Source organism: Marinobacter flavimaris, assembly GCF_002933295.1.
GTDB classification, from domain to species: Bacteria; Pseudomonadota; Gammaproteobacteria; order Pseudomonadales; family Oleiphilaceae; genus Marinobacter; species Marinobacter flavimaris.
Map to the genome: position 1 here is coordinate 23,104 of NZ_PSSW01000005.1, position 26,418 is coordinate 49,521.

19 protein-coding genes are annotated in these 26,418 nt (G+C 56.3%); 13 read left to right on the forward strand and 6 right to left on the reverse strand.

Annotated features, from left to right (window positions below; all coding sequences use genetic code 11):
* Position 1 precedes the first annotated feature (1 nt).
* Positions 2-1,456 carry a hypothetical protein gene (locus tag MDHKLMBL_RS10490; protein WP_053113235.1) on the reverse strand — a complete coding sequence of 485 codons (1,455 nt, stop codon included), beginning with the start codon at positions 1,454-1,456 and terminating at the stop codon, positions 2-4.
* Between the two features lie 144 nt (positions 1,457-1,600).
* Here MDHKLMBL_RS10490 and MDHKLMBL_RS10495 point away from each other — a divergent pair, with 144 nt between their 5' ends.
* The 5 genes from MDHKLMBL_RS10495 to MDHKLMBL_RS10515 all read left to right on the forward strand — a co-directional run bounded on the left by MDHKLMBL_RS10495 (position 1,601) and on the right by MDHKLMBL_RS10515 (position 9,336).
* Entirely contained in the window at positions 1,601-3,424 is a 1,824-nt protein-coding gene (locus MDHKLMBL_RS10495) for an ABC transporter ATP-binding protein (RefSeq protein WP_053113234.1), read from the forward strand.
* Positions 3,425-3,521: 97 nt separating this feature from the next.
* Complete coding sequence (locus MDHKLMBL_RS10500; protein ID WP_227507839.1) at positions 3,522-4,181, forward strand: SCO family protein; 660 nt, start codon at positions 3,522-3,524, stop codon at positions 4,179-4,181.
* A complete protein-coding gene (locus MDHKLMBL_RS10505) occupies positions 4,181-5,698 on the forward strand; it encodes a methyl-accepting chemotaxis protein (RefSeq protein WP_241956219.1) in 1,518 nt (505 codons plus the stop codon). Before MDHKLMBL_RS10500 ends, MDHKLMBL_RS10505 begins: the two co-directional genes overlap by 1 nt.
* Positions 5,699-5,958: 260 nt before the next feature.
* The gene (gene acnA, locus MDHKLMBL_RS10510; RefSeq protein WP_104270765.1) at positions 5,959-8,718 is read left to right on the forward strand and encodes an aconitate hydratase AcnA; all 2,760 of its coding nucleotides are present in this window, start codon (positions 5,959-5,961) and stop codon (positions 8,716-8,718) included.
* A 78-nt stretch (positions 8,719-8,796) separates the two neighbouring features.
* Entirely contained in the window at positions 8,797-9,336 is a 540-nt protein-coding gene (locus tag MDHKLMBL_RS10515) for a ferritin-like domain-containing protein (protein ID WP_008173036.1), read from the forward strand.
* A 58-nt stretch (positions 9,337-9,394) separates the two neighbouring features.
* Here the strand turns inward: MDHKLMBL_RS10515 and MDHKLMBL_RS10520 are convergent, their stop codons facing one another.
* From MDHKLMBL_RS10520 to MDHKLMBL_RS10530, 3 genes are read right to left on the reverse strand one after another with little or no spacing between them, the layout of a single operon-like run.
* Positions 9,395-11,308, reverse strand: coding sequence for an ATP-binding protein (locus tag MDHKLMBL_RS10520; RefSeq protein WP_104270766.1), 1,914 nt, complete (start codon positions 11,306-11,308; stop codon positions 9,395-9,397).
* A gap of 3 nt (positions 11,309-11,311) precedes the next feature.
* Complete coding sequence (locus MDHKLMBL_RS10525) at positions 11,312-14,149, reverse strand: PAS domain S-box protein (protein WP_104270767.1); 2,838 nt, start codon at positions 14,147-14,149, stop codon at positions 11,312-11,314.
* Positions 14,115-15,932, reverse strand: a complete 1,818-nt coding sequence (locus MDHKLMBL_RS10530; protein WP_104270768.1) for a sensor histidine kinase — start codon at positions 15,930-15,932, stop codon at positions 14,115-14,117. Before MDHKLMBL_RS10530 ends, MDHKLMBL_RS10525 begins: the two co-directional genes overlap by 35 nt.
* 97 nt (positions 15,933-16,029) lie before the next feature.
* On the opposite strand from MDHKLMBL_RS10530, the gene MDHKLMBL_RS10535 reads away from it, so the two are divergent.
* The 8 genes from MDHKLMBL_RS10535 to MDHKLMBL_RS10570 all read left to right on the forward strand — a co-directional run bounded on the left by MDHKLMBL_RS10535 (position 16,030) and on the right by MDHKLMBL_RS10570 (position 24,343).
* Entirely contained in the window at positions 16,030-17,703 is a 1,674-nt protein-coding gene (locus MDHKLMBL_RS10535) for a diguanylate cyclase (protein WP_104270769.1), read from the forward strand.
* 5 nt (positions 17,704-17,708) lie between these two features.
* Positions 17,709-18,872 (forward strand): response regulator, encoded by a 1,164-nt coding sequence (locus MDHKLMBL_RS10540; RefSeq protein WP_104270770.1) that lies wholly within the window; start codon positions 17,709-17,711, stop codon positions 18,870-18,872.
* On the forward strand, positions 18,873-19,268 hold the full coding sequence (locus tag MDHKLMBL_RS10545; protein WP_199185504.1) for a response regulator: 396 nt from the start codon (positions 18,873-18,875) through the stop codon (positions 19,266-19,268).
* 99 nt (positions 19,269-19,367) lie between these two features.
* Positions 19,368-19,688, forward strand: a complete 321-nt coding sequence (locus MDHKLMBL_RS10550) for a DUF2288 domain-containing protein (RefSeq protein ID WP_104270771.1) — start codon at positions 19,368-19,370, stop codon at positions 19,686-19,688.
* A gap of 12 nt (positions 19,689-19,700) precedes the next feature.
* Positions 19,701-20,069, forward strand: coding sequence for a PA4575 family protein (locus MDHKLMBL_RS10555; RefSeq protein ID WP_104270772.1), 369 nt, complete (start codon positions 19,701-19,703; stop codon positions 20,067-20,069).
* A gap of 26 nt (positions 20,070-20,095) precedes the next feature.
* The gene (locus MDHKLMBL_RS10560; protein WP_014578602.1) at positions 20,096-21,004 is read left to right on the forward strand and encodes a LysO family transporter; all 909 of its coding nucleotides are present in this window, start codon (positions 20,096-20,098) and stop codon (positions 21,002-21,004) included.
* Between the two features lie 103 nt (positions 21,005-21,107).
* Complete coding sequence (locus MDHKLMBL_RS10565) at positions 21,108-22,067, forward strand: ABC transporter substrate-binding protein (protein ID WP_104270773.1); 960 nt, start codon at positions 21,108-21,110, stop codon at positions 22,065-22,067.
* Between the two features lie 56 nt (positions 22,068-22,123).
* Positions 22,124-24,343, forward strand: coding sequence for a PhnD/SsuA/transferrin family substrate-binding protein (locus MDHKLMBL_RS10570; protein WP_241956220.1), 2,220 nt, complete (start codon positions 22,124-22,126; stop codon positions 24,341-24,343).
* Positions 24,344-24,394: 51 nt separating this feature from the next.
* Here MDHKLMBL_RS10570 and MDHKLMBL_RS10575 read toward each other — a convergent pair whose 3' ends face one another.
* Both MDHKLMBL_RS10575 and MDHKLMBL_RS10580 read right to left on the reverse strand, forming a co-directional pair.
* Positions 24,395-25,603 (reverse strand): cyclic di-GMP phosphodiesterase, encoded by a 1,209-nt coding sequence (locus tag MDHKLMBL_RS10575; protein WP_104270775.1) that lies wholly within the window; start codon positions 25,601-25,603, stop codon positions 24,395-24,397.
* The gene (locus tag MDHKLMBL_RS10580) at positions 25,600-26,409 is read right to left on the reverse strand and encodes a TatD family hydrolase (RefSeq protein ID WP_104270776.1); all 810 of its coding nucleotides are present in this window, start codon (positions 26,407-26,409) and stop codon (positions 25,600-25,602) included. Before MDHKLMBL_RS10580 ends, MDHKLMBL_RS10575 begins: the two co-directional genes overlap by 4 nt.
* Positions 26,410-26,418: the final 9 nt, after the last annotated feature.

The window sequence follows — 26,418 nt, forward strand, 5'->3', positions numbered from 1 at the left end:
GTCAGTCCTGGGCAGAAAACGTTGCTTTCGGTCCCTTCAGCGGCTCTTTATTCTGCGCCTGCTCCAGATAAACCGTAATCTGCTCATGCAGCGGATGATTCACGCATTTTTTCTGAATAAACGTCAGGAAAGCCGTCGCTTTTTCCCACTGGGACAAGCCGTTGGCCAGGGTCTGGGCGACGAGCAGATAGGCTGGGGCCAGCTGTTCGCTGTCCGGGAAGCGTTTGTGGAAATCCTGAAGCACTCGCAAGGCCGGTTTGAACTGGCCACGGTGATACAAGGCCCTGGCGCAGCGCACTGAAAGGTCCGGATCCTCCAGTTTGAAGCCGGGTTCTGCTTTCTGGATCGTATTCAGCACATCGGCGATGCCTTCGCCGTCGTTGCGGTCGGCCAGCCAGCCCAGAATGCGTGGATGGTAGCGGTAGAGTTCGTCGGTGTCCTGGCGGGCGGTGAGTAGCTGGTACAGCTGGCCGATTCTCAGGGCGTTATCCCGGTCCCGCTTCAAAGCTTCCTTCAACATGCTCTGCACCCGATCGTAGTTGCCGTCTTTCAGGTTCATATCGATATCGGCATCAAAGCGGGCGCTACGGTCGCGCTGGTGGGTGTCCTGCCCGGTGGTGTCATCCTGGATATCCGAGGCAAAACCCAGCTCTTCCTGGTACTGGAACAGCAGGTAGCCCAGCATGTGGAACAGGATCAGGGTGAAGGTACTGTTCAGGAAGCCGGCCAGGGGCTGGGCCACCCAGAACGGAAAGTGATTCACCGCAAAGTCCTGGGCCGCGCCCGAGGCGAGGGTCAGCAGGATCAGGTAGCCGTAGAGCAGGAAATAAGGGGTGCCAATTCGCGAGATCAGCACCGCCAGGTTCATCGGATTCACCGCAGCACCCACCGAGCGTTCCATGGCCAGAACCATGATGCTGGCCGGTAATGCCAGAATGACAAATGCCAGCGCCAGCAGCATCAGGATGGGGCCGCCGAGCATGGCAGCCGCGCCAACCAGCCCGCCCATCAGCACGAAGACCAGCAACTGCAGGATGACAATATCAAAGCCACTGCCGGTGAAGGCGACGGACACGGCGGGCGGTTTCAGGTGGCCTTCAGCGGTGTGGTTAATCACCGCATAGGTGTACTTGAACAGGGCCAGGGCAAGCACCAGCCAGATCAGGATGCCAATCAGGTTGGCGGGGGCTACCACCGGCACCAGGGTACAGATGGCGATCACGATCAGCGGATCGGTATGGAACGGGTAGCGGAAGAACGCGCCGAGTCGCTGCCAAAACGGGACCACTTCGGTGGCGGCGCCCAGGTATCGCATGGCCTTGCTGCAGTGCGGACACAGGGCCCGACGCTGTCGGGTATCGGCGTCGGGCATGCAGCGGCTGCAGTAGTGAATCTGGCACTCCCCACAGTGCCATTTGGCAGGGTCGCCGGGGTGATAGTGGCAATCGTGTTTCACAGGTGCTTGTGTCCTGGTCCATCAGAAAATCGTTGGCTCATGATGACAGATGTCGGTTTTGATCGCAGCAAACCAGTTAACAGGTAGACTATTGTCAGTTCCCGGGCGTATCCAACCGGGCACATCTGATTATCCGGAGGTTGCTTGGAACACCCGCAAAACAGCGTAACCGGTATCGATACTCGCGAAACCCGGCAGCAGTACACCTGGCGGGATATCTTTGGGCTTGCGCTCAAGCACAAGCCAAGACTGGTGCGTGCCAATCTGCTGGCTATCATGGCAACCGTGATGAGTGTGCCGGTGCCACTGCTGCTGCCGGTTCTGGTGGACGAAGTGCTGCTGGACGAGCCTGGCCCTGTGTTACCGGTAATGGATTCCTTCCTGCCGGGGAGCTGGGAAACACCGGTGGTCTATATCGGCCTGATGGTTGTGGTGGCATTTCTGCTTCGTGTGGCGGCACTGTCGTTCAACGTTTTGCAGTCCCGGGAATTTTCCAAGGTTTCCAAGGATGTGGTGTTCCGCATCCGGTCCCGCCTGCTCGGGCGTTTGCAACGGGTGGCCATGTCCGAGTACGAAACTCGCGGCTCGGGCGGAATCAGCAGTCACTTTATTACCGATCTGGATACCGTAGACCAGTTTCTGGGTACCACCATCAGCCGTTTTCTGGTGGCGAGCCTGACAGTGCTGGGTACCGCTGGGGTCCTGCTCTGGGTGCACTGGGAGCTGGGCCTACTCATTTTGCTGTTCAATCCGCTGGTTATCTTCGCCACGATTCTGATCGGCAAGCGGGTCAAGGAGTTGAAGCGCCGGGAGAACAGCGCTTACGAAGACTTCCAGGGCGACCTGACCGAAACCCTGGATGCGATTCACCAACTGCGGGCGGCTAATCGGGAAAAGCATTACCTTCGCCAGCTGATCGACCGCGCCCGCAACGTGCGGGACCACGCGATCCAGTTCGAATGGCGCAGCGATGCAGCCAGCCGGGCCAGTTTTGCCCTGTTCCAGTTCGGCGTCGACGCGTTCCGGGCCGCCGCGATGGTAACCGTGCTGTTCAGCGACCTGAGCATCGGCATGATGTTCGCCATTTTCGGCTACCTCTGGTTCATGCTGACGCCGGTTCAGGAAATGCTCAACATGCAGTACGCCTGGTTCGCCGCCAATGCGGCGCTCGGGCGTATCAACCGGTTGCTGGATCTGAAAGAAGAGCCCCGCTATCCGGCGCTGGAGAACCCGTTCCGCGACCGTCATACCGTGGGGCTTACCCTGCGCAATATCCATTTCGCTTATGGCGAGGAGCAGGTGCTCCGGGGCATCAATCTGGAGTTGGCGCCCGGCGAAAAAGTGGCCCTGGTGGGCGCCAGCGGTGGCGGCAAGTCGACTCTGATTCAGGTCATCCTCGGCATGTACACACCGCAGCAGGGCGAGGTGTTGATTGATGGAGTGCCTGTTGAGCGCATTGGCTTGCCCTGCCTTCGTGAACATGTCGCGACCGTGCTTCAGCACCCGGCGCTGTTCAACGATACCGTTCGCCAGAACCTGACCCTTGGCCGGGACAAGCCCGATGCCGCGCTCTGGGATGCCCTGCGAATCGCCCAATTGGACGGCACGGTTGCGGCAATGCACGACCAGCTTGATACCGTTATCGGCCGACAGGGCGTGCGCCTGTCGGGCGGACAGCGTCAACGCCTGGCCATTGCCCGGATGATCCTGTCAGAGCCTTCAGTGGTGATCCTGGATGAAGCCACCTCGGCTCTGGATGCGGAAACAGAGTTTCAGCTCCATCGGGACCTCGAAGCTTTCCTCAAACAGCGCACCACGCTGATCATTGCCCATCGCCTCAGCGCCGTTAAACAGGCAGATCGTGCCTGTGTTTTCGAGGATGGCCGGATTATCGAAGAGGGTCACCACGACGAGCTCATTGCCAAAGAAGGGCTGTACGCCCAACTTTATGGCGAGCGCCAGATGTAATCCTGTCCCTAAAGTTTACTTCTCATTACAACAAAAAAAGATCTGTCGCTTTTTGCGTCCGTAAAAGATTGGAAATGCAAGTTCTAGGGGCTAAACGTTGCGTAATGCACCCATAGCCCGGTTTCAAACTTCTCTGCAAACTTGCGCGGATCTTTCACGGACAGGAAAAGTGAACAGGAAAACGACAAGTATTCTGCTTTTCGCCGCAGCTTTCCTTTTGGCACTTGCGCTCCCGGTGATGCCGTCGCTGCTGAACAATAGCGGCTTTTACGGGATGGCGATTGATGAGCCGGGAGAGAACCTGAATGGCTACCAGCCTCCGCAGAACGGACTTTCCGTTATTTTCTTTGGTTATCGCCAGTGCGGAACCGTTTGCCCGGTTCAATTGGTCAATCTGATGGAGTTGAGCCAGCTTTTGGATGGGGCTGAGGTCGAATTCCTGTTTGTCACCCTTGACCCGGAAAACGACACGCCGGAAGTGCTTGACCAGACCATGGAGAGTCTTGGGAAGGTGTTCAGATTCTACCGGCCAGAAACTCACCGGGCCGCTCAAAAACTGGCTTCAGCGTACAACGATTTTGCCGTTAAACAGGGTAGTTCCGAGGATGATCTCATTGCTCACAGCGCACATCTGCATGTAGTGACGGGAGAGTTCCGCAGAAGGCTGGTTTACACAACGCCAGATCTGAATCTCAAGCTGGTTGAACAGGATCTTCGCCGCTTACTAAAAGACAAAAATAGCGAGAGTTCCAAATGATGAGCGCAGTAAACAGTCAGTCTTACGAAGTTGAAATCCGGGAGCGCACCGATCGCCAGATGTTGTTGATCCTTCTGGCTCATATTCCGGTGGTCGGCTTGCTGGTGCCGATGGGCTATGGCACCACTATGTTCGCTCTGATTGCGTCTTTGCTGGTGGGAGGTCTTGCAACTGCCGGCTTCTTTACGATGCGTGGAACAAGGGCCTTGTCGTCACTGTTCGCAATCTGCCTGATGCTCTTCTCAGCCATCATGATCCAGGCGCAGTTGGGTCGCATTGAAATGCATTTCCACATCTTTGCCGCCCTGGCTCTGGTGATCATTTATCGGGACTGGCTGCCGGTGGTGGTCGCGGCAGGTACCATCGCTGTTCATCATTTGGCGTTGACGGGCCTGCAGCTGAGCGGTGCGTCCTTTGGCAACATGGCATTGATGATCTTCAACTATGACTGCAGCTGGTCGATCGCATTTCTGCACGCAGCTTTCGTGGTTTTCGAGGCGGCGATTCTGGTGTTCTTCGCGATTCGAATGGGTGCGGAGCAAAAGCAGTCGATCCAGATAATCGAGATTATTCGAGGATTCGATTCCAACAACGATCTGACGACACGTCTGGATGACGCGGACAAAAGTGTGACGGCCGGTTCGTTCAATAACATGCTGGAGCGGTTTGTCGAATTGATTTCCAGGCTCCGGGAGCTGTCAGAACAACTTCGCTCAAACGCTGATGACATGACCAGTGTCAGTGACACAACCACGCAGATTGCCAACGAGCAGCAGGTTCAGACTGATCAGGCGGCCACGGCAACCAATGAAATGTCCGCCAGTATCCAGGAAGTCGCCAGTAACGCGCAGTTGGCGTCCGATGCGGCCAGCAATGCTTCTGCTGCCGCCACCAGAGGTGGTGAGGCCATGGCTAACGCGTCGAAACTCACGGAGTCTACCGATGAAGCTCTTGAAAGCAGTGCTAATCGGGTTGATGAGCTGAGCGAAAAAATCGAATCCATTTCCTCTGTCGTCGGCTCTATCAATGCGATCTCCGAACAGACCAACCTGCTGGCCCTGAACGCCGCCATCGAGGCGGCAAGAGCCGGAGAGCATGGCCGTGGATTCTCCGTGGTGGCGGATGAGGTCAGGGCGCTTTCCCTGAAAACCCAGGAATTTACTGACCAGATTCGGGCTACCGTCGGCGAACTTAGCGACATATCAGAAGCCACCAAGGCTTCGATGGAGATGGGCCGGACCCGTTCTGCCGAGTCAACACGGGCCATGCGAGAAACCGGCGAGGCAATTCGCGAAGTTGAAGCAGCCATCGGCGAGGTTTCGCGAATGAATTACCAGATCGCATCGGCTTCGGAAGAGCAGGCAGCCACGTCGCTTCAGATCAATGAGAATATTCATTCCATCGCCAACCGGAACAACGATGTGGTATCCGAGGCGGAGCGGGTCAGAACCATGGCTTCAGACCTTGAGGCGGTCACCGAAAAACTGAATGAACTGGTGAAGCTGTATCGCATCTAAACCTTCCAGGAACTGATGTCGGAGAGTCGTCCGGCTCTCCGACGTTGGTCTGATATTCACCGCGCTGATGCCGAACATTCACCGGCCCGCGGTTGAACTCTCGTTAATTGCTGCAATAGTTAAAGGTGACTTCACGCTGTGGAGTCCTTTCATCAGGCTATTGCCCGGTATGGGATTGCTTTCCCGGTCGATGCGTTGCTGAAAGGGCTTCGAAAGAGCCTTCCGGAATACGCGGATAACGACGAAAAAGGAGGCACCACATGTCGAACGAAAGTCTCAGTAAAGACAGTCTGAATACCCTTTCCAGCCTGGATGCTGGCGGTAAAACCTTTCATTACTACAGCCTGCCCAAGGCTGCGGACACCCTCGGCGACCTGAATCGCCTGCCGTTTTCGCTCAAAGTGCTGATGGAAAACCTTCTGCGCAATGAGGATGGCACCACCGTGGACAGAAGCCACATTGATGCCATGGTGCAGTGGATGAAGGACCGTCATTCCGACACTGAAATCCAGTTCCGGCCTGCCCGTGTGTTAATGCAGGATTTCACCGGCGTGCCCGGCGTCGTCGACCTGGCTGCCATGCGTGAAGCGGTCAAGGCAGCCGGTAAGGATCCGGCGATGATCAACCCGCTGTCGCCTGTGGACCTGGTGATCGACCACTCGGTAATGGTGGACAAATTCGGCGACGCGTCCTCGTTCAAGGACAACGTAGCCATCGAAATGGAACGCAACCAGGAACGCTATGAGTTCCTGCGCTGGGGCCAGCAGGCGTTCGACAATTTCCGTGTGGTGCCACCGGGCACGGGTATCTGTCACCAGGTAAACCTGGAATATCTCGGCAAGACCGTCTGGCAGAAGGACCAGGACGGCAAGACCATCGCCTACCCGGACACCCTGGTCGGTACCGATTCTCACACCACCATGATCAACGGCCTGGGCATTCTTGGCTGGGGCGTTGGCGGTATTGAAGCGGAGGCCGCCATGCTGGGCCAGCCGGTCTCCATGCTGATTCCGGAAGTGGTGGGCTTCAAGATCACCGGAAAGCTTCGGGAAGGAATCACCGCAACAGATCTGGTGCTTACCGTCACCGAAATGCTGCGCAAGAAAGGCGTGGTGGGCAAATTCGTGGAGTTCTACGGCGACGGCCTGAAGGACATGCCGGTGGCAGATCGGGCCACCATCGCCAACATGGCCCCGGAATACGGCGCCACCTGTGGTTTCTTCCCGGTAGACGAGCAGACCATCAAGTACATGCGCCTGACCGGCCGTGAGGAAGAACAGCTGGAGCTGGTGGAAGCCTACGCCAAGGCCCAGGGCTTGTGGCGTGAGCCCGGCCATGAGCCGGTGTACACCGACAACCTGGAACTCGACATGGGCGAAGTTGAGGCCAGCCTTGCCGGCCCCAAACGCCCGCAGGATCGTGTTGCCCTGAAGAACATGAAGTCCTCCTTTGAGCTGTTGATGGAAACTGCCGAGGGGCCTGCCGAGAACCGTGAGGCCAACCTTGAATCCGAGGGTGGTCAGACCGCCGTTGGCGTTGACGACAGCTACAAGCATCATGCCAGCCAGCCCCTTGAGATGAATGGCGAGAAAAGCCGGCTGGATCCGGGTGCGGTCGTCATTGCGGCGATCACTTCCTGCACCAACACGTCGAATCCGAGCGTTATGATGGCCGCAGGCCTGATCGCCCAGAAAGCGGTCCAGAAGGGACTGAGTACCAAGCCCTGGGTCAAGACATCGCTGGCGCCGGGTTCCAAAGTCGTCACTGACTATCTGAAAGTGGGTGGCTTCCAGGACGATCTGGACAAACTCGGCTTCAACCTCGTCGGCTATGGCTGCACAACCTGCATCGGCAACTCCGGGCCTCTGCCGGACGCGGTAGAGAAAGCCATCAGTGATGGTGACCTGACCGTGGCCTCTGTGCTCTCCGGCAACCGGAACTTCGAAGGCCGGGTGCATCCGCTGGTGAAAACCAACTGGCTGGCATCGCCGCCTCTGGTGGTTGCCTATGCGCTGGCCGGCAACGTGCGCCTGGATCTCTCAAAAGATCCGTTGGGCAACGACAAGGATGGCAACCCGGTGTACCTGAAGGACCTCTGGCCGAGCCAGCAGGAGATCGCTGAAGCGGTGGAGAAAGTGAAGACCGATATGTTCCGTAAGGAATACGCGGAAGTCTTCGATGGCGACGCCACCTGGAAGTCCATCAAGGTGCCGGAAAGCAAGGTGTACGAGTGGTCTGATAAATCCACCTACATCCAGCATCCGCCGTTCTTCGAAGGGCTCAAGGAAGAACCGGACGCGATCGACGATATCAAGGATGCCAACATACTGGCACTGCTGGGCGATTCGGTGACTACCGACCACATCTCACCGGCCGGTTCCTTCAAGCCGGACACCCCTGCCGGACAATACCTGCAGGAGCACGGTGTCGAGCCGAAAGACTTCAACTCCTATGGCTCTCGCCGGGGTAACCACGAAGTCATGATGCGTGGCACCTTTGCCAATGTGCGTATCAGGAACGAAATGCTCGACGGCGTGGAAGGCGGTTACACCAAATTCGTGCCCACGGGCGAACAGATGGCGATTTACGATGCCGCCATGAAGTATCAGGAGAAAGGCACGCCGTTGGTGGTCATTGCCGGCAAGGAGTACGGTACCGGCTCAAGCCGCGACTGGGCGGCCAAGGGTACCCGTCTTCTGGGTGTGAAAGCTGTGGTGGCCGAATCCTACGAGCGCATTCACCGCTCCAACCTGATCGGTATGGGCGTAATGCCACTTCAGTTCCCGGAAGGCACGGACCGCAAGAGCCTCAAGCTCACCGGTGAGGAAACCATCAGCATCGAAGGCCTGTCTGGTGAGATCAAGCCGGGACAGACCCTCAAGATGACGGTGAAGTACAAGGACGGATCCACGGAGACCTGCGAGCTGAAATCTCGCATCGACACCGCCAACGAGGCCGTCTACTTCAAGCATGGCGGCATCCTCCATTACGTGGTGCGGGAAATGTTGCGCACTGCCTGAGTGGACAGGGTGAAATGGCATAGCGGGCGGCCGCTATGCCGAATTCAAGAGATCAATGAGAGAAACGAGAGAGACATTATGACCGATCAACCGTTTCTGACCGACGTGAAAACCCTCAGAGAGCGGGCCCGCAAGCACATCGAAGAAGGAGCGCTTACCGAGGGCTACGGTGCCAACCGCGACAATGTGGTGAAGATTCTTAACGAAGCGCTGGCGACCGAAATTGTCTGCACCTTGCGTTACAAAAGCCACTATTTCCGTGCTGATGGTATCAACGCCAATGTCGCTGCCCAGGAGTTCCTGGAGCATGCAGACCAGGAACAGCAGCACGCCGATTGGCTGGCCGAACGTATCGTGCAGTTGGGTGGGAAACCGAACTTCTCGCCCGAAGGTCTTTTAACGAGGTCCCACGCTGAGTTCGTTGAGGGCGATACATTACGGGAAATGGTAGTGGAAGATTTGGTGGCGGAGCGGATTGCCATCGACAGCTACCGCGAAATTGCCCGTTATCTGGGCGATCAGGACCCGACCTCACGGCGGATTATCGAGGAAATCCTGGCTCAGGAAGAGGAGCACGCCGACGATATGGCGGGCTTGCTTGAAGGTCTGGATAGCTAAGCCGCCTGACCGTGGAGAGTAAAAGTGCTGCCTTTCAGGTAGCGCTTTTATTGCCGGTTTAGGCGACCGGCAAACTCAACCAGAAACAGGCGCCATGCCCTTCCTCTGAGTCAAACCCCACATCTCCGTCCATGGCGTGCATCAATTCTCGCGTAATGGCAAGCCCAAGACCGGTGCCACCCTTTGCCCTGCGGTCTGAAGAGTCTGCCTGGGAAAACTTCTGGAAGATCCGGTCTCTGAACTCCGCAGGAATGCCCTGGCCTTGATCAGACACGAGAATACGGATTCTGTTTTCCGTTCGCTCGGTATGCACGATCACCTCGGAATGATCGGGTGAAAACTTGATGGCGTTGGAGAGCAGGTTGTTGAGTGCCTGGCAAAGTCGGCCGCGGTCTGCTTGGACATTTACATCGTGAATGTGTTCCGCTTTCAGCGTTACCTGTTTGTCCACCGAAAAACTTTCGATGCCTTCCAGGCATTCCCGAACAACCCCTGACAACTGGCAGTCTTCCAGGGCGAAGACCATTTTCCCGGCAACCAGCTTTTCAATATCGAGCAGGTCATTGATCAGAAGTGTCAGTTGCTGGGTGTTTCTGTAAGCAATCTCGGCCAATCTCGACGCTTTTTGAGGAAGTTCACCGGCTGCATTATTCGAGAGTAGCCCCAGTGATCCCGCAATCGACGTCAGAGGCGTCCGTAGCTCATGGCTGACGATGGAAATGAATTCGCTCTTTACTCGGTCGGCCTTCTTTTGCTCTGAAATATCTTCGGCGATCAGCCAGATAACCGGGTCGCCGTATAGAGTGTCCAGCGTGAGGCCATGGAGCAGCACCGGGTTCAGTTCGTTTTTTGCGTCTGGAAAATAACCCTCCAGGCCGCTGAAACGGGGTTCTTTCTCCAACAGGCCGGAGATGTCCAGTTCTTCGGAGAGAATCCGGCGCCTGTGGTCATAGACGTAACGGAAAAAATGTAAAGAGTTTGCTTTGTGGCCAAACAGCTTTTCGAAGCTTTTGTTGGCGCGTAAGAGCTTTCCATTCTGAGCGGCGTACAGCCCGATACCGAAAGGCGCCAGTTCAAAAAGGCCCGAAAAGCGCCGCTGCATCTGGTGGTCGCGCAGCAGAAGGCTGGTTAACCAGTAGGTACCTGCGAAAAGCAATAAAACCATCAGCCCTAAAATGGATCGCACGAGCACCGGTGATTCCGGATGGCTTGGCCACCCCTGGGTGGGTTGTGCGAACAGCGTCCATGTAATGCCCGGCAGATTGAGTTCGGTGGTTATCGGATCTTGCCATTGAGTTGTGGCGGCGCCGAAAAATGGGTCTTCTTCGAGGCCAGGGGACGACGTTTTGAAAAGCGCCAGATAGCCGTTTTCTGAAAACGACGCCATGTCCACCGCGTTATAGAGACGATTAAGATCGAGAATCACGGAAATGACACCCCAGAACTGACCTGACTCGTTCTCGAAAATCGGAATCCTGGCCGCCATGCCCTGGCCACCCTGAACAAGATTGATCGGACCGCTGAACAGCGCTTTCCGGGACTCCGTTAGTGTCTTTACCTGCTCGGGGGAGAGGCTTTGGCTGGTTAGATCAAGCCCAAGAGCCGCCTCGTTTCCTTCCAGCGGGTAGATATTGCGAATGGTCAGGTCCGGGGCCAAACCGATGTTCCGCAGCTGTGGTGCCAATGAGAAAATAACGGGGGCTAGCTGTTGAAACTCGGCCTCTGTGATGTCTGGCTGAACAGAGACATTGGCAGCCAGACCCCAAACCGTCTGAACGTTTTGCAAAATGGCACCCTGCAGCTTGAGGTCTATATCGTTGAGTCGGGCTTGCCATTCCTGACGGACGTCGTTCCGATGAGTCTGGGTAGCTGCGCTATCGAGTACAAAGGCTACCCCGAGCAAGAGGACAAGAACAGCGGCACGAGCTAACCAGACGAGGTAAAAGAGCGCCCGGTCTTGAGTTTTTGTCATCGTCTATGCCTTCACTTGCTCCAACGGCAGTCCCAGCCAGAAAGTTGAGCCCCTTCCTTCCCGTGACTCGAATCCGACATCTCCTCCCATCTGTGTCATGATTTCTTTCGTGATGGCCAGACCGAGACCTGTTCCCCGTTTGCCACGTGTGTCGGAACTGTCTGCCTGAGCGAATTTCTGGAAAATTCTGCCGCGGAAATTATCAGGAATGCCAGGTCCCTGATCAGTAACGAGGATACGGACAAGATCATGTTCGACCTCGGTGCATACCAAAACCTCACCTTCAGGGGGCGAGAACTTGATGGCGTTAGACAGCAAATTGGTAAATGCCTGGCCCAGACGCGATCGATCGATTTTCGCCATGCAGTTGGGGCTAGTGTCCTTGATCTGCACAGAGACGCCGCTCTCCAGGGCGTAGGTTTTTAGACGTTCTGCCGACTCCTCAATGACGGGGCCAAGTTCCTGTATACGCAGGTTCATGGTCATCTTGCCGGAAACAAGTTTCTCCATGTCTAACAGGTCGTCCACCAGTTGTTTCAGCTGCTCGGCATTACGATGGGCGATAGACACCATACGCTCAGCCTGTGAGGGAAGCGCGCCCAAAGTTCCGCTTTCGACCAGGCTGAGAGAGCCTGATATGGAGGTCAGCGGCGTACGGAGTTCATGGCTTACCGTTGAGATGAACTCGCTCTTCATCCGGTCTACTTTTTTGCGCTCGGAAATATCTTCTATAAGGGTCCAGATCAGCGGTTGGCCAGAGGGGTTGCTGATTTTCATACCGCGGACGATGGCAGGGTAGGTTGAACCATCCGCGCGCACGATCTCGACTTCATAAGGTCCGAAACGTCTTTCGCTCTGAAGTTCGGCGATGATTTGCTGTCGATGGTTTTCGAAGTCTGGAGGCAGGAGCTGCGAGTAGTCCATTGCCATCAATTGGTCACGGCTGTATCGGGTAGGCCCTAGCAGAGCCTCGTTCACGTCAAGAAACGCTCCTGATACATAATCATTCAGCGCTATGCCAATGGGGGACAGTTCGTAGAGCCTCCGGAGCTGAACTTCGCTTTCCTGAAGGGCCAGTTCGGTTTGTTTTGCCTCGTCAATGTCAGCAATGTAACCGTGCCACATGGTACTGCCGTCTGGCATCCGTTCCGGTGATGATTTGCCCTCTACCCAGCGCCAGCCGGATTTGCCGTCTGTTACACGATAGTGACTGTGCCAGAGAGTCAAGGACTCCTCAGATCTCTCAATACTGGCTGCTACCTTGGGAAAATCATCGGGATGGATCTTGGTGAAGCAGATCGAGGCATCTTCATGTGCCTCCTCTGCTGTAACACCGTAGATGTCCGTGATGCCGGGGCTGGTGTAGGGAAACGAAACACGGCCATCCGGCCACTGTTGATACTGATAAAGCATTCCCGGCGTCTGTTCTACCAGTTTGGTGAGCATCTGCATACTGAGCTGCCTTTCAATGAGGGCTCCAACCCAGCGTGCCAGGAGAGTCACAAACTTGATTTCAGTATCCGAGAAGTCCTGTTCCCGTGGTTCCGGCGAAGAAAAGTTGAGGGTTCCGTACAAACGGTCTTTGATGAAAATGGGCGCGGCCAGGTAGCTCTCAAGCCCGAACTTGTCGTAGCAACGGTGGCCGCGATAGCTCGACTTGGCCATGTGTGCAATGGCCAGGCTTTCCCGTGAACCGAGAAGCATAGAACAATAGGTGTCTTTTAGTGGGTAGCTGGAATTTTTTTCTAACCCGGCGTCTTCGGGGGCGACGAACCACCGGATGGAATAAACGCTACTGTGGATCTCGCTGACTATTCCGAGCGGAAGCTTCAGGTAGTCGGACCCTAGCCGGAGGGCTCTTTCGATGCGGATGTCGTCATTGGTTTCGGTGTCGAGGGTCAGATCATTGAGGATCGCCAGCGCTTCGTTCTGATGCTGGATCTTGTTCAGGTTGTTCATTTCCTCTGTGATATCGGCGTGGGTGCCGTACATCATCAGGGGCTCGTCGGTCTCGGTCCATTGGAAGACCTGGCCGCGATCGTGCACCCAGACCCAGTGGCCATTCTTATGCTTCATTCGGCATCGGTAGTCGTACTCGGACAATTCGCCCGCAAAATGAGCTTTAAGCAAACGTTCTGATTCAGGCAAATCCTCCGGATGCGCCAGGCCCAACCAGGTCTCAATACTGATCGGCTCCAGTTCATCCAGCGTGTAGCCGCAGATATTGGCCCAACGCTCGTTAAAAACGGTCTCACCGGTTTGTACATTCCACTCCCAGGTGCCAATTCTGGTGCCCTCGATAATTGAGCGGGCCCTGCGCTCGCTGTGTTTGAGGTCCCGGTAGAATTCGCTTGCCGCCTGCAGGTTAATTTCGCGCTCTACACAATCGGCGATTTCACGAAGAAGGGATTGGTCATTCTGATTGAAACTGCGTGGCGAGCTGTCAATCAGGCAAAGAGTGCCGAGTCGGAATCCCTCGCTGTTATGGAGTGGTGCGCCCGCGTAAAAGCGTATGTGCGGATCGTCTGTGACCAAGGGGTTGTCCATAAAACGCTTGTCGTGAAGCGTATCCTGGATCACGAGGAGTTCCGAGTTCAGGATGGCATGGCCACAGAATGAAACGTTGCGTGGGGTTTCTGAGGCGGAAAGCCCCTGACAGGATTTGAACCATTGTCGATTGCTGTCCACGAGGCTGACCAACGCGATCGGCACGTTGAAAGCCTTGCAGGCCATTCGTGTGTAACGATCAAAACGTTCTTCAGGCGCTGTATCGAGCAGGCCTGTACGTTCGAGCGCCGCCTGGCGCTCAAACTCCTCGGGAGGTGTTTCTGGCGCTTTCATTGACGTGATTCTTCCTGGTCATATTATTGGGAAGTTCAATCCAGAAGTTGGCGCCGCGATCGTAGAAATAGCCAACTTCTCCATTCATGAGCTTTGCCAATTCGCGGCAGATCGCGAGGCCGAGGCCTGTGCCCTTGATGGACTTTGATGTACCGACCTCCGCCTGGGAGAAACGCTCGAAGAGTTCGTTCTCGAACTGCTTTGGCACGCCATCACCGCAATCGCTGACTGTGATGCGGGTAAAGCCCGGGACGGTTTGTTCAACTCTTACGGTGATGGCCTCATCAGGCGGCGAGAACTTGATGGCGTTGCTGATAAAGTTATCGAGAACCTGTCGCAGGCGGTGCTCGTCAGCCACAACCATCTGATCCTCAAGGCCTTCGGTAGACAACGACAAAACGTGTTCCTCGGCCAGTGCGATATTGCCAGCGATTGCAGCATTGATGACAGGCGCCACGGGCTGAGCAGACAGAGTGACGTTCATTTGGCCGGCAGTCAGCTTGCTGAAGTCCAGCAGGTCCGAGATCAGAAGATGCAGGCGATCGCCGTTACGCAGAGCCAGACTCGCCATTTCCTCAGCTTTCCCGGGCAGTTGACCGGCAGCTCCGGAAGCCAGTAAGCGAAGTGCCCCATTGAGCGAGGTCAGGGGTGTTCGTAACTCGTGGCTGACATTCGAGACGAAGTTTTCTTTCATGGTGCTGATTGCATCGCGCTCCGACATGAGCTGATTGAACGCGGTGGCCAGTCTCCCGGTCTCCTTGGCGCCGTTGGCAGTCAGTCGTTGGCCAGTGGAGGGACTTTTTGCCATCTCTTCGATCTTTTCGGTCATTCTGTCCAGAGGCTTTATGGCCGTTCGACTTGCAACAAAACCCAGCAGTGCAATGACCAAACCAATAGCCGCGCTGATGATAAAGAACTGCACGAATGAATCGTTTGCCGGAGCGGTAGCACGTTCGTAAGGAACAGAGCGAACGAACATCCAGCCGAGTTCTTCCAGATGACTGGCCGCATAAATCAGTTCCTTGCCACTTTTGTCCCTGACGGTTCCAAACGTGATGCCTGACAAGGCCGCGTCAACAAGGGGGTCGGCGCCAGGTTTTGGAAGAGGTTGGATACGTTTGCCCGGAGACGGGCCGCCTTCGATGTAAAGAAAGTTTTCAATATCAACAACCTTGAACAGATCCTCTTCTTCCCTCAGGCGCCTGAGCATCTCTTTGGGTATCAGGCTGGTCTGACCAATATTTACGGTGCCACCCAAGAATCCGAGCAGATCTCCTTCATCGGACTGAATGGGTGCAAGAAAGGACAGCAAGGGCACGCCAGTTGTACGGCCAATGATGGGTCGGCTGATTATGGGGGATCGGGTCGTGATTGCGCGCCGGAAATGGTTTCGGTCGGAGTAATTCGTGCCGATACGGCCCGGAACGTGAAAGTCCTCTGCGATGGCGGTTGCTTCGGCATCAAAGACCACAAGACCATCTGGAAAGAGTGAACGCAGAAGGTTCTGTCGGTTGAGCTGGTAATTAATTTCGGCGATTGAGTGAAGGGCGTTGCCATCGGTCATCATGGCAGCAGACTCACTGAGTACGTCCAGCTTCAGTTCAAGGCGCTGCTCTACCTCGGAGGCGATTCTCCGTGTTTCCACGAGCTGTTGCTCAGTCAGTATTGCCTCGAAATCGTCCACCAGGGCGTTGTACGCAACAGCCAGAACTGCCCCGACGGTCAAGATGGAACCAAGGATAACAATGACGGCAAGGCGGGTCCCGAGTGAAAGTGACGGCAAAACGATTTCCCCGGTGGTACTCTGAAAAAAATGATGCAAGTATTTTAGCCGAAGTATGGCATAAAACAGCTTTATTGCGGATCTGATTGAGTGGTGTATGTCTGACGAGAAAACGGCTGACGTTTTACGCAAACTTGATGTCCTGAAAACACGCTTCAGGGAGAAGGCGTCGGGCGATATCAATCTGGTTACGTTGATGGCTCAGGATGCCATTGCCGGCAAGGGAAGCTCAGACGACCTTCTACGTGCCTATCAGGTTCTTCATCGGCTCGCCGGGTCTGCGGGCACCTTCGGCTTTCGGGCCCTTGGCGACGAAGCCCGGGCGCTTGAGCTGATACTCAAGCCCTTCTCGGAGAATGATGGGGAGGCTGGCGAAAGTGTCGAGAAGGTTAAAGACGATCTTCACCACGCCCGCTTTATCGAAAGAGTCGAAGGTCTGGAGCGTTTGCTCAATATAGAGGAGACCAGTCCGGATACGGCCGAAATGTCGGAAAGCAGTAAGGTTGATGCGGCTGGCCAACCTGTGGTTCTCATCGTAGAACCAGACCAAGCAGCAGCAGAGCGACTCTCAAATGCGCTGGCTCCCCATGGATTTAATGCTTATCCCGTAGCTCCGAAAAACCTTGTCTCGGAAAATCTGTCCCGGATATCCATGGTTTTGATAAGGGACAATGTTCTGATTGCGCAGGAACAGATCCCATTGTCTTCAGGCGACCGGCCTCCTGTTATCTGCATTGGTTCCAGCGATACCTTCGAAGACAGATACAGACTTGCGGCGTTGGGTGTAGACGGGTTCGTCAGTGAGCCTATCGACGTGCCAGCACTGGCGGATTACATGGAACGTCTCGCCAATGAAAAGTTGGAGTCTGGCTCCGGGCGGGTGATGGTTATCGATGACGATCCCGAGTTGCTGGAGCGATACAGCCTGATTCTCGAAGGTGGCGGGCTGGAGGTTCGCGGAGTGAGCTCTCCCTCCGATATCCTGGGCGTTCTGTCAGAGTTCCGGCCGGATATCATTCTAATGGATGTCCAGATGGGGCGGTTTAGTGGGCCTACACTGGCAAAAATGCTTCGCTTTGATCCCGAATGGGTGGGTTTACACATTATTTTCCTGTCCTCGGAAGAAGATCGTGAGTTCCAGTTTGATGCCCTGTCCCAGGGCGGCGATGATTTTCTCACCAAACCCGTTTCCGACAGGATCCTGGTACAGGCGGCCAAAGTTCGCTGTTATCGGGCCAAACAACTGGACAAGCTGGCGTCGCGGGATAGCCTGACCGGATTGCTGAAACATTCGTTGGCCAATTCGGAAGTCGCCAAAGAGCATGCTCGCTGTCAGAGACTGGCGCATCATTCTGTTGTAGCAATGCTCGATCTTGACCATTTCAAGCAGGTAAACGACCGGCATGGCCATCGGGTTGGCGACCTGGTTATCAAAGGCCTGGCCAACCTGCTTCGGCACCGCCTGAGAAAGACCGACATTATTGGGCGCTACGGGGGTGAAGAGTTCATCGTGGCATTACCCGATTGCTCGATCGAAGACGCAAGACAATCAATGCAGGCGGTGTGTGAGCAGATGTCGAAGATTGCTTTCAGCGGGGCCGGCGGCACCTTTTCAGTGACATTGAGTATTGGTATCGCGCCTCTTGATTCTTATGAAAAGCCGGAGGACGCGATAGAAGCCGCAGACCGGGCACTTTATGTCCGTAAATCGGCTGGTCGCAACGGCGTTACCATTGTCAATGATCTGGACAGCATGAAGCAGGGGGCTTAGCCGGCATGAATGTCATTATTGTCGAAGACGACGAGTTGATGGCAGACCTCCTGGAGACTGTAGTTGCCGGGCTTCATCCGGCTATAAACGTCTTCAAGGCATTCACCAAGAGAGAGGCATTGGATCTCTGGCGGGGCAAAGATCCAGGCCTGTTCATTGTCGACTGGTCGCTGCCGGATGGATCCGGCCTGGATGTGTTGCGAGAAATACGTGGCAAGGACGAGAATATGCCGGTTGTCATGGTAACCGGCCGGGCTGATCGAGATTCGATTTTAAAAGCTGCCCATTATGGAATCAGTGGTTACATGAGCAAGCCGTTCAGTGTGGAATTGCTCCATGAGCGTCTTGCGAGAATGCTGAAGGGCGTACTTCCGGAAGACAATGACTCCGAGAGCCTGGATGAGATGCTATCCCGGAAACTGGAATCGGGCTTGCAGATACCAACCCGAATGGATGTTTCCGGTATTTTGGGCCTCATGGAACGCGCCCACGATCTTTCTGGCGCACAGCTGGCCGAACGTTGGCAGAAAGAGGCGTCGTTGTGTGCCAGATTGCTGGAAGTAGCCAACCGATCTTCGTTCCGGCGAACCGGAGAGCCGGTTGCTACGGTTCGAGATGCTATTTCGGTGATGGGTGTGCCCATGGCTTTGAGCCAGGCGCTGGCTCTTGCACTTGACTCAGGTTCCGCCTTCCGGTCGGCTGCCCTGGCAGACAGGGCCAGACAGCACCAGGCCGAGGCCGAGGCTGCAGGTGTCGAAGCGCAGAAAATTGCCCTCGTCCTTGATAAGAAGGCCCTCGAGTTCCAGACAGCCGGACTGTTGAGTCGAATGGGAGAGCTCGCCGTGTTGAATGTTATGGATCAGTTTGTTCAGCACGGTGGGGAGCTGACCGATGCGGATATTGAAAATGGGCTTCGTGACTGGGCTCAAAAATATGGAAACACGTTGAAAGTACAGTGGCGCCTGCCGCTGGCCATCCGGCAAATGACCGGTGCGGTGCATTACCTCGCACGTGGGGATGTCAGGCAAAATCTTCTTGTCATGCGGGTCGCTGGTCTGATTGCGGGTGGGCAGACAGATAATTCGGAGTGCGCCAGGCTGCTCAGGCACCTCGGCCTGGAAGACTGGTTGGAATCCCGGAAACAAACATCGGATACGGGGAGTGTGTAGATGGGGGAGTCTGTGGCGCCTTTGGAAAAGATCATGTTGGTCGAGGATGAGGAAGACATCAGAGCGGTGGCCGAGTTGGCTCTGGAAGCGGTTGGCGGATTCACCCTGAAAACCTGTCATTCCGGTGCCAACGCACTTGAGAGCCTTGATGTTTTCAGGCCGCAATTGATCCTGCTGGATGTCATGATGCCATCAATGGATGGCCCCAGCACACTGCGAGCCATCCGTGATAAGCCCGGATTTGCGAATACTCCCGCTGTTTTCATGACTGCCAAGGTTCAGCCCGACGAAGTGAAGGGATACCTTGCTCTGGGCGCCGTCGACGTAATCCCCAAGCCCTTCGATCCGATGACACTCTCGGATCGGATTCGGGAAATCTGGGACAATCTCGACTGAAATACTTGTCTGGCCTTGCGGATTTGAGGAGGCCGGTGGTTTTGCTGCGCCCGATTCGGTTAACCTGTGGCTGTTCTAGTTTGTATTTGAGGCCCCTTAATGTCGTCTTCTCCTTCCCTGGATGAGTTAAAAGCGAAGCTCAATCTGGAAACCTCCCGCATCCACTGGCATGAATTGCAGACCTATTTTGCCCGTGGCCAAGTGGTTCGCGTGTCACCGGATCTCGATCTGCTGGATGTGGCAGCAGAGCTTGCGGCTGATAATAAACAGCGATTTGCCCAGTGGATGGAGGAAGGACGCGTTGGTGAGGTTGCCCCGGACGCGGCGCAGGGTTGGTATGATCGCAATGCGGAACTTTGGGCGGTCGTCATCGCACCCTGGGTCCTCGTTCAGGACAGGTCAGGGCATGTTCTGCACTGACAGCATAACGCCATGAAGCTCCACTATTTCCACGGCCGTAGCCCGCTTCGGGATCTTGTCATGGTGAAAGACGGCCAACGCATCGAGCTGCACATCCGGCCAGCAGGCGGCGGCCATTGGGGCCTGGTCGCTCTGTCTGGCCCTGATGAGGGGCGCCCGGATGGGCAGTTCTGCCGTGGGCCCTGGCCAACCCAGGCCCGGGCTGAATCGGTTCTCAGGAGCGTCGCCGGCACCATGGTGGGAAAAGGCTATGAGCCGAAGCCCGGAGATTATGCGGTCTGGTCCGTTACCGCCCAGCGTCTTGCCCGCACTATCGGAGCTCCCCAGGGCGAACAGGCCACCCCGGATGCCGATCCCGACCAGTTCAAACCCCTGACCTGATAACCCCTTTTCTTTTCGAGGACGCCATGCTGACTGGAGCCTTGCTCATTCTTGCTCCCCTGTTCCTGGGTTTTGCCATCGCCCTGGAAAACCGCCGGGCCATGACGGTGATCCATTACACGGTGGAGGCACTGGTTTACTTCATCCTGTTGCTGCTGGGCCTGGGGCTTGGCCAGATGGAGGGCCTGGCGGCGCAACTGGGTGGCATGGCGACTCAGGTGCTGGCACTGGTGCTGGTGCTTTTCGTCGCCAACATGTTTGGGCTCTGGATGTTCCACCGCTGGCAGCCAATGTCCATCGAGCGGGTCGAGGGCAGTGTCAGCCCCGGATACCGCCGGCTTTTTCTGGCTGGCCTGAAACCGCTGGTGGCGGTTATTGCCGGGCTGCTTGCCGGCTACTACCTGTTGCCGGACATGCCCATGGCGGAACAACTGGCGACCTGGTCCCTGATGTTGCTGCTGTTTCTTATCGGCCTGCAGTTGCGCAATGCCGGGCTGTCGCTGCGCAAGCTGCTGATGAATCGGCAGGGCCTCGGCATTGCACTGGCTCTGACGCTCAGTTCCCTGGTGGCCGGTGCCCTGTTGATACCCTGGCTTGGGTTGCCCTGGCACGACGCCCTGGCGGTTGCCTCCGGGTTTGGCTGGTACTCGCTGTCCGGCATTGTCATCGGCGAAGCCCTTGGCCCTGCCTGGGGCGGCGTGGCCTTCCTCAATGATGTGCTCAGGGAGATTGTTGCGCTGGCAATCATCCCCTTGTTGATTGCCAACAGGCCGGCCATGGCTATTGGTTATGGTGGCGCTACCGCCATGGACTTCACCCTGCCGGTTATCCGCAGCAGTGGCGGGCTGACCTGTGTTCCGGTGGCGATCGCCTCCGGTTTCTTGCTGTCTTTTCTCTCGCCGGTGCTGATGGGGGTGTTCCTGTCTTTGGGATAAATTGACACGGTGCAAGGCAAGTTGCGGTTTTACGGGTAGTATGTGAAGCAGTAAACTGTCGTTTATTGACAAATGTTAATGTCTTCGCCCGGTCCGGAGCCTGATGCAACGCCGTGAATTCCTTGGTCTATCGATAGCAGCCGGACTGTCCGCGGCGGGATTGCCGGGTTGCAGCGATCCCGGCCCGCTGAGGTTCGGTATCCACCCCTGGATCGGCTACGAGCCACTGTACCTTGCCCGTGATTTCAACTGGTTGCCGGATACGGTTGCGCTGGTGCCGGGCACGTCTGCCAAAGACTCCATGGAGGCCCTTATTTCAGGGGCGCTTGATGGGGCGGCGCTGACTCTGGATGAAACCATACGGGTCCGGTCGAGTGGGCTGGAACTGCTTGTGGTTGCCGTCGCTGATGTGTCCGCCGGCGCCGATGTACTGATGGTCAAGCCATCGATCACGGAATTGACAGCCCTCAAGGGGCAGCGGATTGCGGTGGAGCTGAACGGCGTCTCGGGCGTTATGCTGTTTAAAATCCTTGAGGTAGCGGGGCTCGGTCGCAGCGACGTGATAAAAGTGGATTTGCCGGTAAGCCAGCATGCACAAGCCTGGTCCCGCGGTGAAGTGGATGCTTCCGTGTGCTACGAGCCAACAGCGTCACTCATAGAGAACGCCGGAGGCGTCAGACTCTTCGATAGTAGCGACATTCCGGAAACCATCTTCGATGTGCTGGTGGTGACCCGGAAAGCGGCAGAGAGCAATTCCAGAGCGGTTCGCGACCTGTTGACCGGACATTTTACCGGCCTGCAGCACCTGGTGCGGAGCATGCACGACTCAATGTACCGGATTGCCACCCGTCAGGGGATCAGTCCGGACGAGGTTCGCATGGCACTGGCCAGCGTTATGCTGCCGGATCTGGCCGCGAACCAGCGTTATCTCAGAGCAGCCGGACCCATCGAAACCATGGCCGGATCCCTGTCTCGCCTTATGCTGGCAGAGGGTATGATTGATCAAAATCCTGGCATCCAGCGCATGTCAGATCCTTCGTTTCTGCCAGCGAGGGTCTCTTGAATATTCGCCGGTTTGTTGCCTGTCTTTGTTTTCTGTTTGCCACGGAATTTGTGGCGATGGCATCAGCCAGTGCCGATGAAACACTGACTATGGGTGTATTCGCCTATCGGCCGGACAGTGTGCTTCAGGAACGTTACCAGCCTCTGACGGACTACCTGTCCAGGGAAACCGGCATATCCGTAAGGCTGGAGGTTCTCAATCAGGAGAATATGAGCCGGGCGATCGCCGCCAACCGGCTCGATTTTTTTCTTACCAATCCCAGCCATTTTCTACTGATCCGAAGCGAACGCAGTCTGACCGGCGTTCTGGCGACTCTGGTCAGGCGCTCCGGCCAGTCTTCGACCGGCAGTCTTGGTGGCGTGATCTTTACCAGGGCCGAGCGCGACGACATTGAACAGCTTGCCGATATCCGTGATAAAACCATTGCCTCGCCCGGTGTCCATTTCCTCGGGGGCTACCAGACCCAGGTTCTCGAGCTGATGGATGCCGGTATTGATATCCGCAGAGTGAATCTGATCCGGTTTATGGGCACCCACGACCGAGTGGTTCGTTCGGTTCTCTCCGGATATGCCGATGTAGGCTTTATCCGAACCAGCATTCTGGAGCAGATGGCGCAGGAAGACCCTGATCTGTTTACCAAGGTAAAGGTTCTGAACCGTCAGCGGCTGGCGGGTTTCCCTTACGTTGTTTCAACCCGTCTATACCCGGAATGGCCCCTGGTGGCGCTGCCCCATGTAAACGAGCGGGCTGTCCGTCGTATCGCGTCGGCGCTTTTTGCCATTGAGCCGGAAGACGAGGTGGCGCTGTCAGTGGGCATTTCGGGTTTTTCGCCGCCCGCAGACTACCAGTCGGTTGAGTACCTGGCTCGCACTCTGCGGGTAACGCCCTACGACCAGGTGCCCCAACTTACCTGGGTGGATGCGTTGCACCAGTATCGGCTCTGGGTCTTTACCATTCTGGTGTTGCTCATGTTGCTGGTGGCATTGTCGCTCTGGCTGGGCAAGAGCAAGCGGCAGCTGGCCGCGGAACAGAGGCGTCTGCGCCAGCTTATCCGGGGTTGGCCACAAGCTGCATTGCTGATCCGCGGTGGACTTTTCATCGACACCAACCGGGCTTCTGTTGACCTGCTCAGGTACACCTCCAGTGAATCACTGGTCGGCAAGGATCTGGCGGTCTTTTCGCCGGAATTCCAGCCAGACGGGCAGATTTCCCGACAGAAAATGGCGCCCATGCTGGCCCGGGTTTCGGCGGGTCAGGTGGAACAGTGCGAATGGGTTCTGAATCGCTCTGACGGCACGGAGATCTGGGTGGAGCTTACCATGGCGCCCGTCCACACCGAGGACGAACCGGAAGCTCTGATTCTTTGCTCCCTGTATGAAATCACTCTCCGGAAACACGCGGAACAGCGGCAGCGGCTGGCGGCGAGCGTCTTCGAATACGCCCGCGAGGCTATTTTCATTACTGATAATCACGGCATCGTGATTGATGCCAACGATGCGTATCTGGCGATAACCGGCCGGCCCCGCAATCGGGCAATAGGAAGACTGCCACCCCTACCGGTGGAGGAAGGCAGTGGTATTTTCGCCAGTGCCCGGTCTCAGGGCTTCTGGTCCGGAGAGTTTTCCAGCAGACGCAATGATGGCGAGCCGATTACCTTGTCGGTAACACTGAGCAGTGTTCGTGGCGATCATGGCGAAGTCTCGCATTTTGTCGGTATTTTCAGTGACATCAGTCGGCTTAAAGAGCAGGAAAGAAAGCTCCGGATCATGGCCCATTACGATGCCCTGACCGGAATGCCTAACCGGGTTCTGTTTGCCGACCGATTGCAGCAAGGCATGGCTCTTACCCGGCGTCAGAGCGGCAAACTGGCGGTGGTTTATATTGATCTGGACGAGTTCAAGCCGGTAAACGATGCCTTCGGTCATGAGGCGGGTGACCAGTTGCTTGTCGAGGTGGCCGCCCGTATGCGTTCGGAACTCCGGCAAGAGGATACTCTGGCGAGGCTCGGTGGTGATGAGTTTGCGGCCATCGTGATGAATGTTCAGGACGACGCATCTCTTGAGACCCTGTTGGTACGTCTTTTGGCGCGGGTGGCAGAACCTGTCTGGGTTGCCGATCACAGCGTCGAAGTTTCAGCCAGTATCGGCTACACGCTGTTCCCGCAGGCAGAGGATCTGGACGGCGACCAGCTCCTGCGCCAGGCCGACCAGGCCATGTATCAGGCCAAGCACCGGGGCCGCAATCGCTATGTCCGATTCTCTGATCCATCTTCCTGATAGCAGCTGTTGAACCACTCTATTCCGAGCTGTCCGCGGCTGTCAGCGTTCTCAGGCGAGGAATTTCCTGACATCAATCTTGTAGGTTTCCGGATCAACGGCTCGCAGAATCCGGTCCTGTGTGCCCGGTTTCGCGAGATCGAGGGTATCTACTGTGATCGGCATGCGGAATTTGGTGTGGTACATAACGCGCACAGTCGGCAGCCTCTGGTCACTGTCATTGGCTTCAACCACGACGCCAAGGCGACCACTTTCCAGAAGCACCAGCGAACCCACCGGGTAAAGGCCCAGGCACCGGATAAACTGTTTGACCAGACTGGGATCGAGGTGAGTGCCGCTCCACTCCAGAAGCTTCTTCAGACCCTGTGTTGGTGTCATGCCCTTGTGATAGACCCGGTCTGCGGTGATGGCATCGTATACATCGCTGATCGCCACCATGCGACCGTATTCCGAGATCTCATCACCCTTCAGACCCTCTGGATAGCCTGTGCCGTCGAGGCGTTCGTGGTGCTGGGCCGCCGTGATGACGGTGAGCTCGCCAATGCCCTCTGTGGTAGCCAGAATGTCCCGTGAATGGCGGGCGTGGAGTTTCATCACTTCAAACTCCTCGGGGGTCAGGCGGCCGGGTTTGTGCAGTATCTCGTCGGGTGTGAGGATTTTGCCCAGGTCGTGGAGCAGGGCGCCAACGATAGTCTGGTGCAGAACGTCAGACGACAGGCCCCGGTAATTCCCGAAAAGTGACATCAGGACACTCAGGTTGACCGAGTGTTCCAGCAGATAATTGTCTTTTTCCCGGATTCGTCCCAGACAGCTCAGGGCGTTGGCATTTCGGAGCACTGAATGCTGTAGTTCGTCCGCCAACTGATGGATGGGGGCCACATCAATGGCGCCGCCAACCTTGGCGTGATTCATGAACTCGCCCACCAGCCCCTGGGCCTGGCTGTGGATTTGCTGGGCGATGACCATTTCTTCGGCAAGTGGTACATAGGGCCGCAGGCCGGGCGTCAGTTCACCCGCCTTTTGCAGGGCCGACTCATTCCGGCGATCCACCTCGGCGGCGGTTTCCGAGTCCTGGGTATCGAGCCCCTTCGAGGCATCGATATAGACGAACTCCACGCCCATACGGCGGATTTTCTCGATGGTTTCCTCTTTTTTGATAACACCTCGCTTGCGCTGGGTGTTGTGGGGAATCCAGTCGTTGTTCAGGTCGGTTATGTACATGCCGACCTTGAGTGCGGAAATGGGGACGCGCTTGATCATTCGCTGGAGAAAAACGTCCTCAGGCTGTTGTGATACGTCTTGCCAATCACTTCGTCCAGAGGCAGTTCTTTCACCTCTGCGATTTTCTCGGCCACAAACGGCAGGTAGAACGGTGCGTTTTCCTTGCCGCGGTAGGGTACCGGGGTAAGGAAGGGGGAATCGGTTTCCAGAAGGATCTGGTCAATCGGAGCCATACGCACGATGTCGCGTACATTCTCGGCCTTGTTGAATGTCGTGATGCCGTTAAAGCCCAGGCACCAACCCTGATCCAGGGCATACCGGGCAAGTCCCGGGCCGGACGTGAAGCTGTGGATCACGCCACGGCGTTTGAGTGTGTCCTCAAACTCGGCAAGGATCTCGATGGTGTCCTCGTCGGCCTCCCGACTGTGGATGACCACAGGCCGATCAGTGTCGCAGGCGATCTGAAGCTGACGCCGGAACACCTCGCGCTGAACATCTCGGTCGGCGTTGTCGTAAAAATAGTCCAGCCCGATCTCGCCCACCGCAACGATCTTCTCGTCCCGGGCGTGGGCACGGATTTCGGCTTCCACGTCATCAGAATAGCTTTCAGCATCGTGGGGGTGGATCCCCTGAGTACCATAAACCCAAGGCGCAACCTGGCTGAGTTCGCGTACTCTGGCAAGGTTGTCCGGGGACACCGCAATGGTGATCACTTTCTCGATATTGACCCCTTTTGCCTGCTCCAGGGTTTCCTCAAGCGCGCGGTCCTTGAGGTAATCCAGGTGACAGTGGGTTTCGATGATCGGGTGATCGAATACGGGAATCTCGCGACGTTTTTTACTCATTGCCGGGTA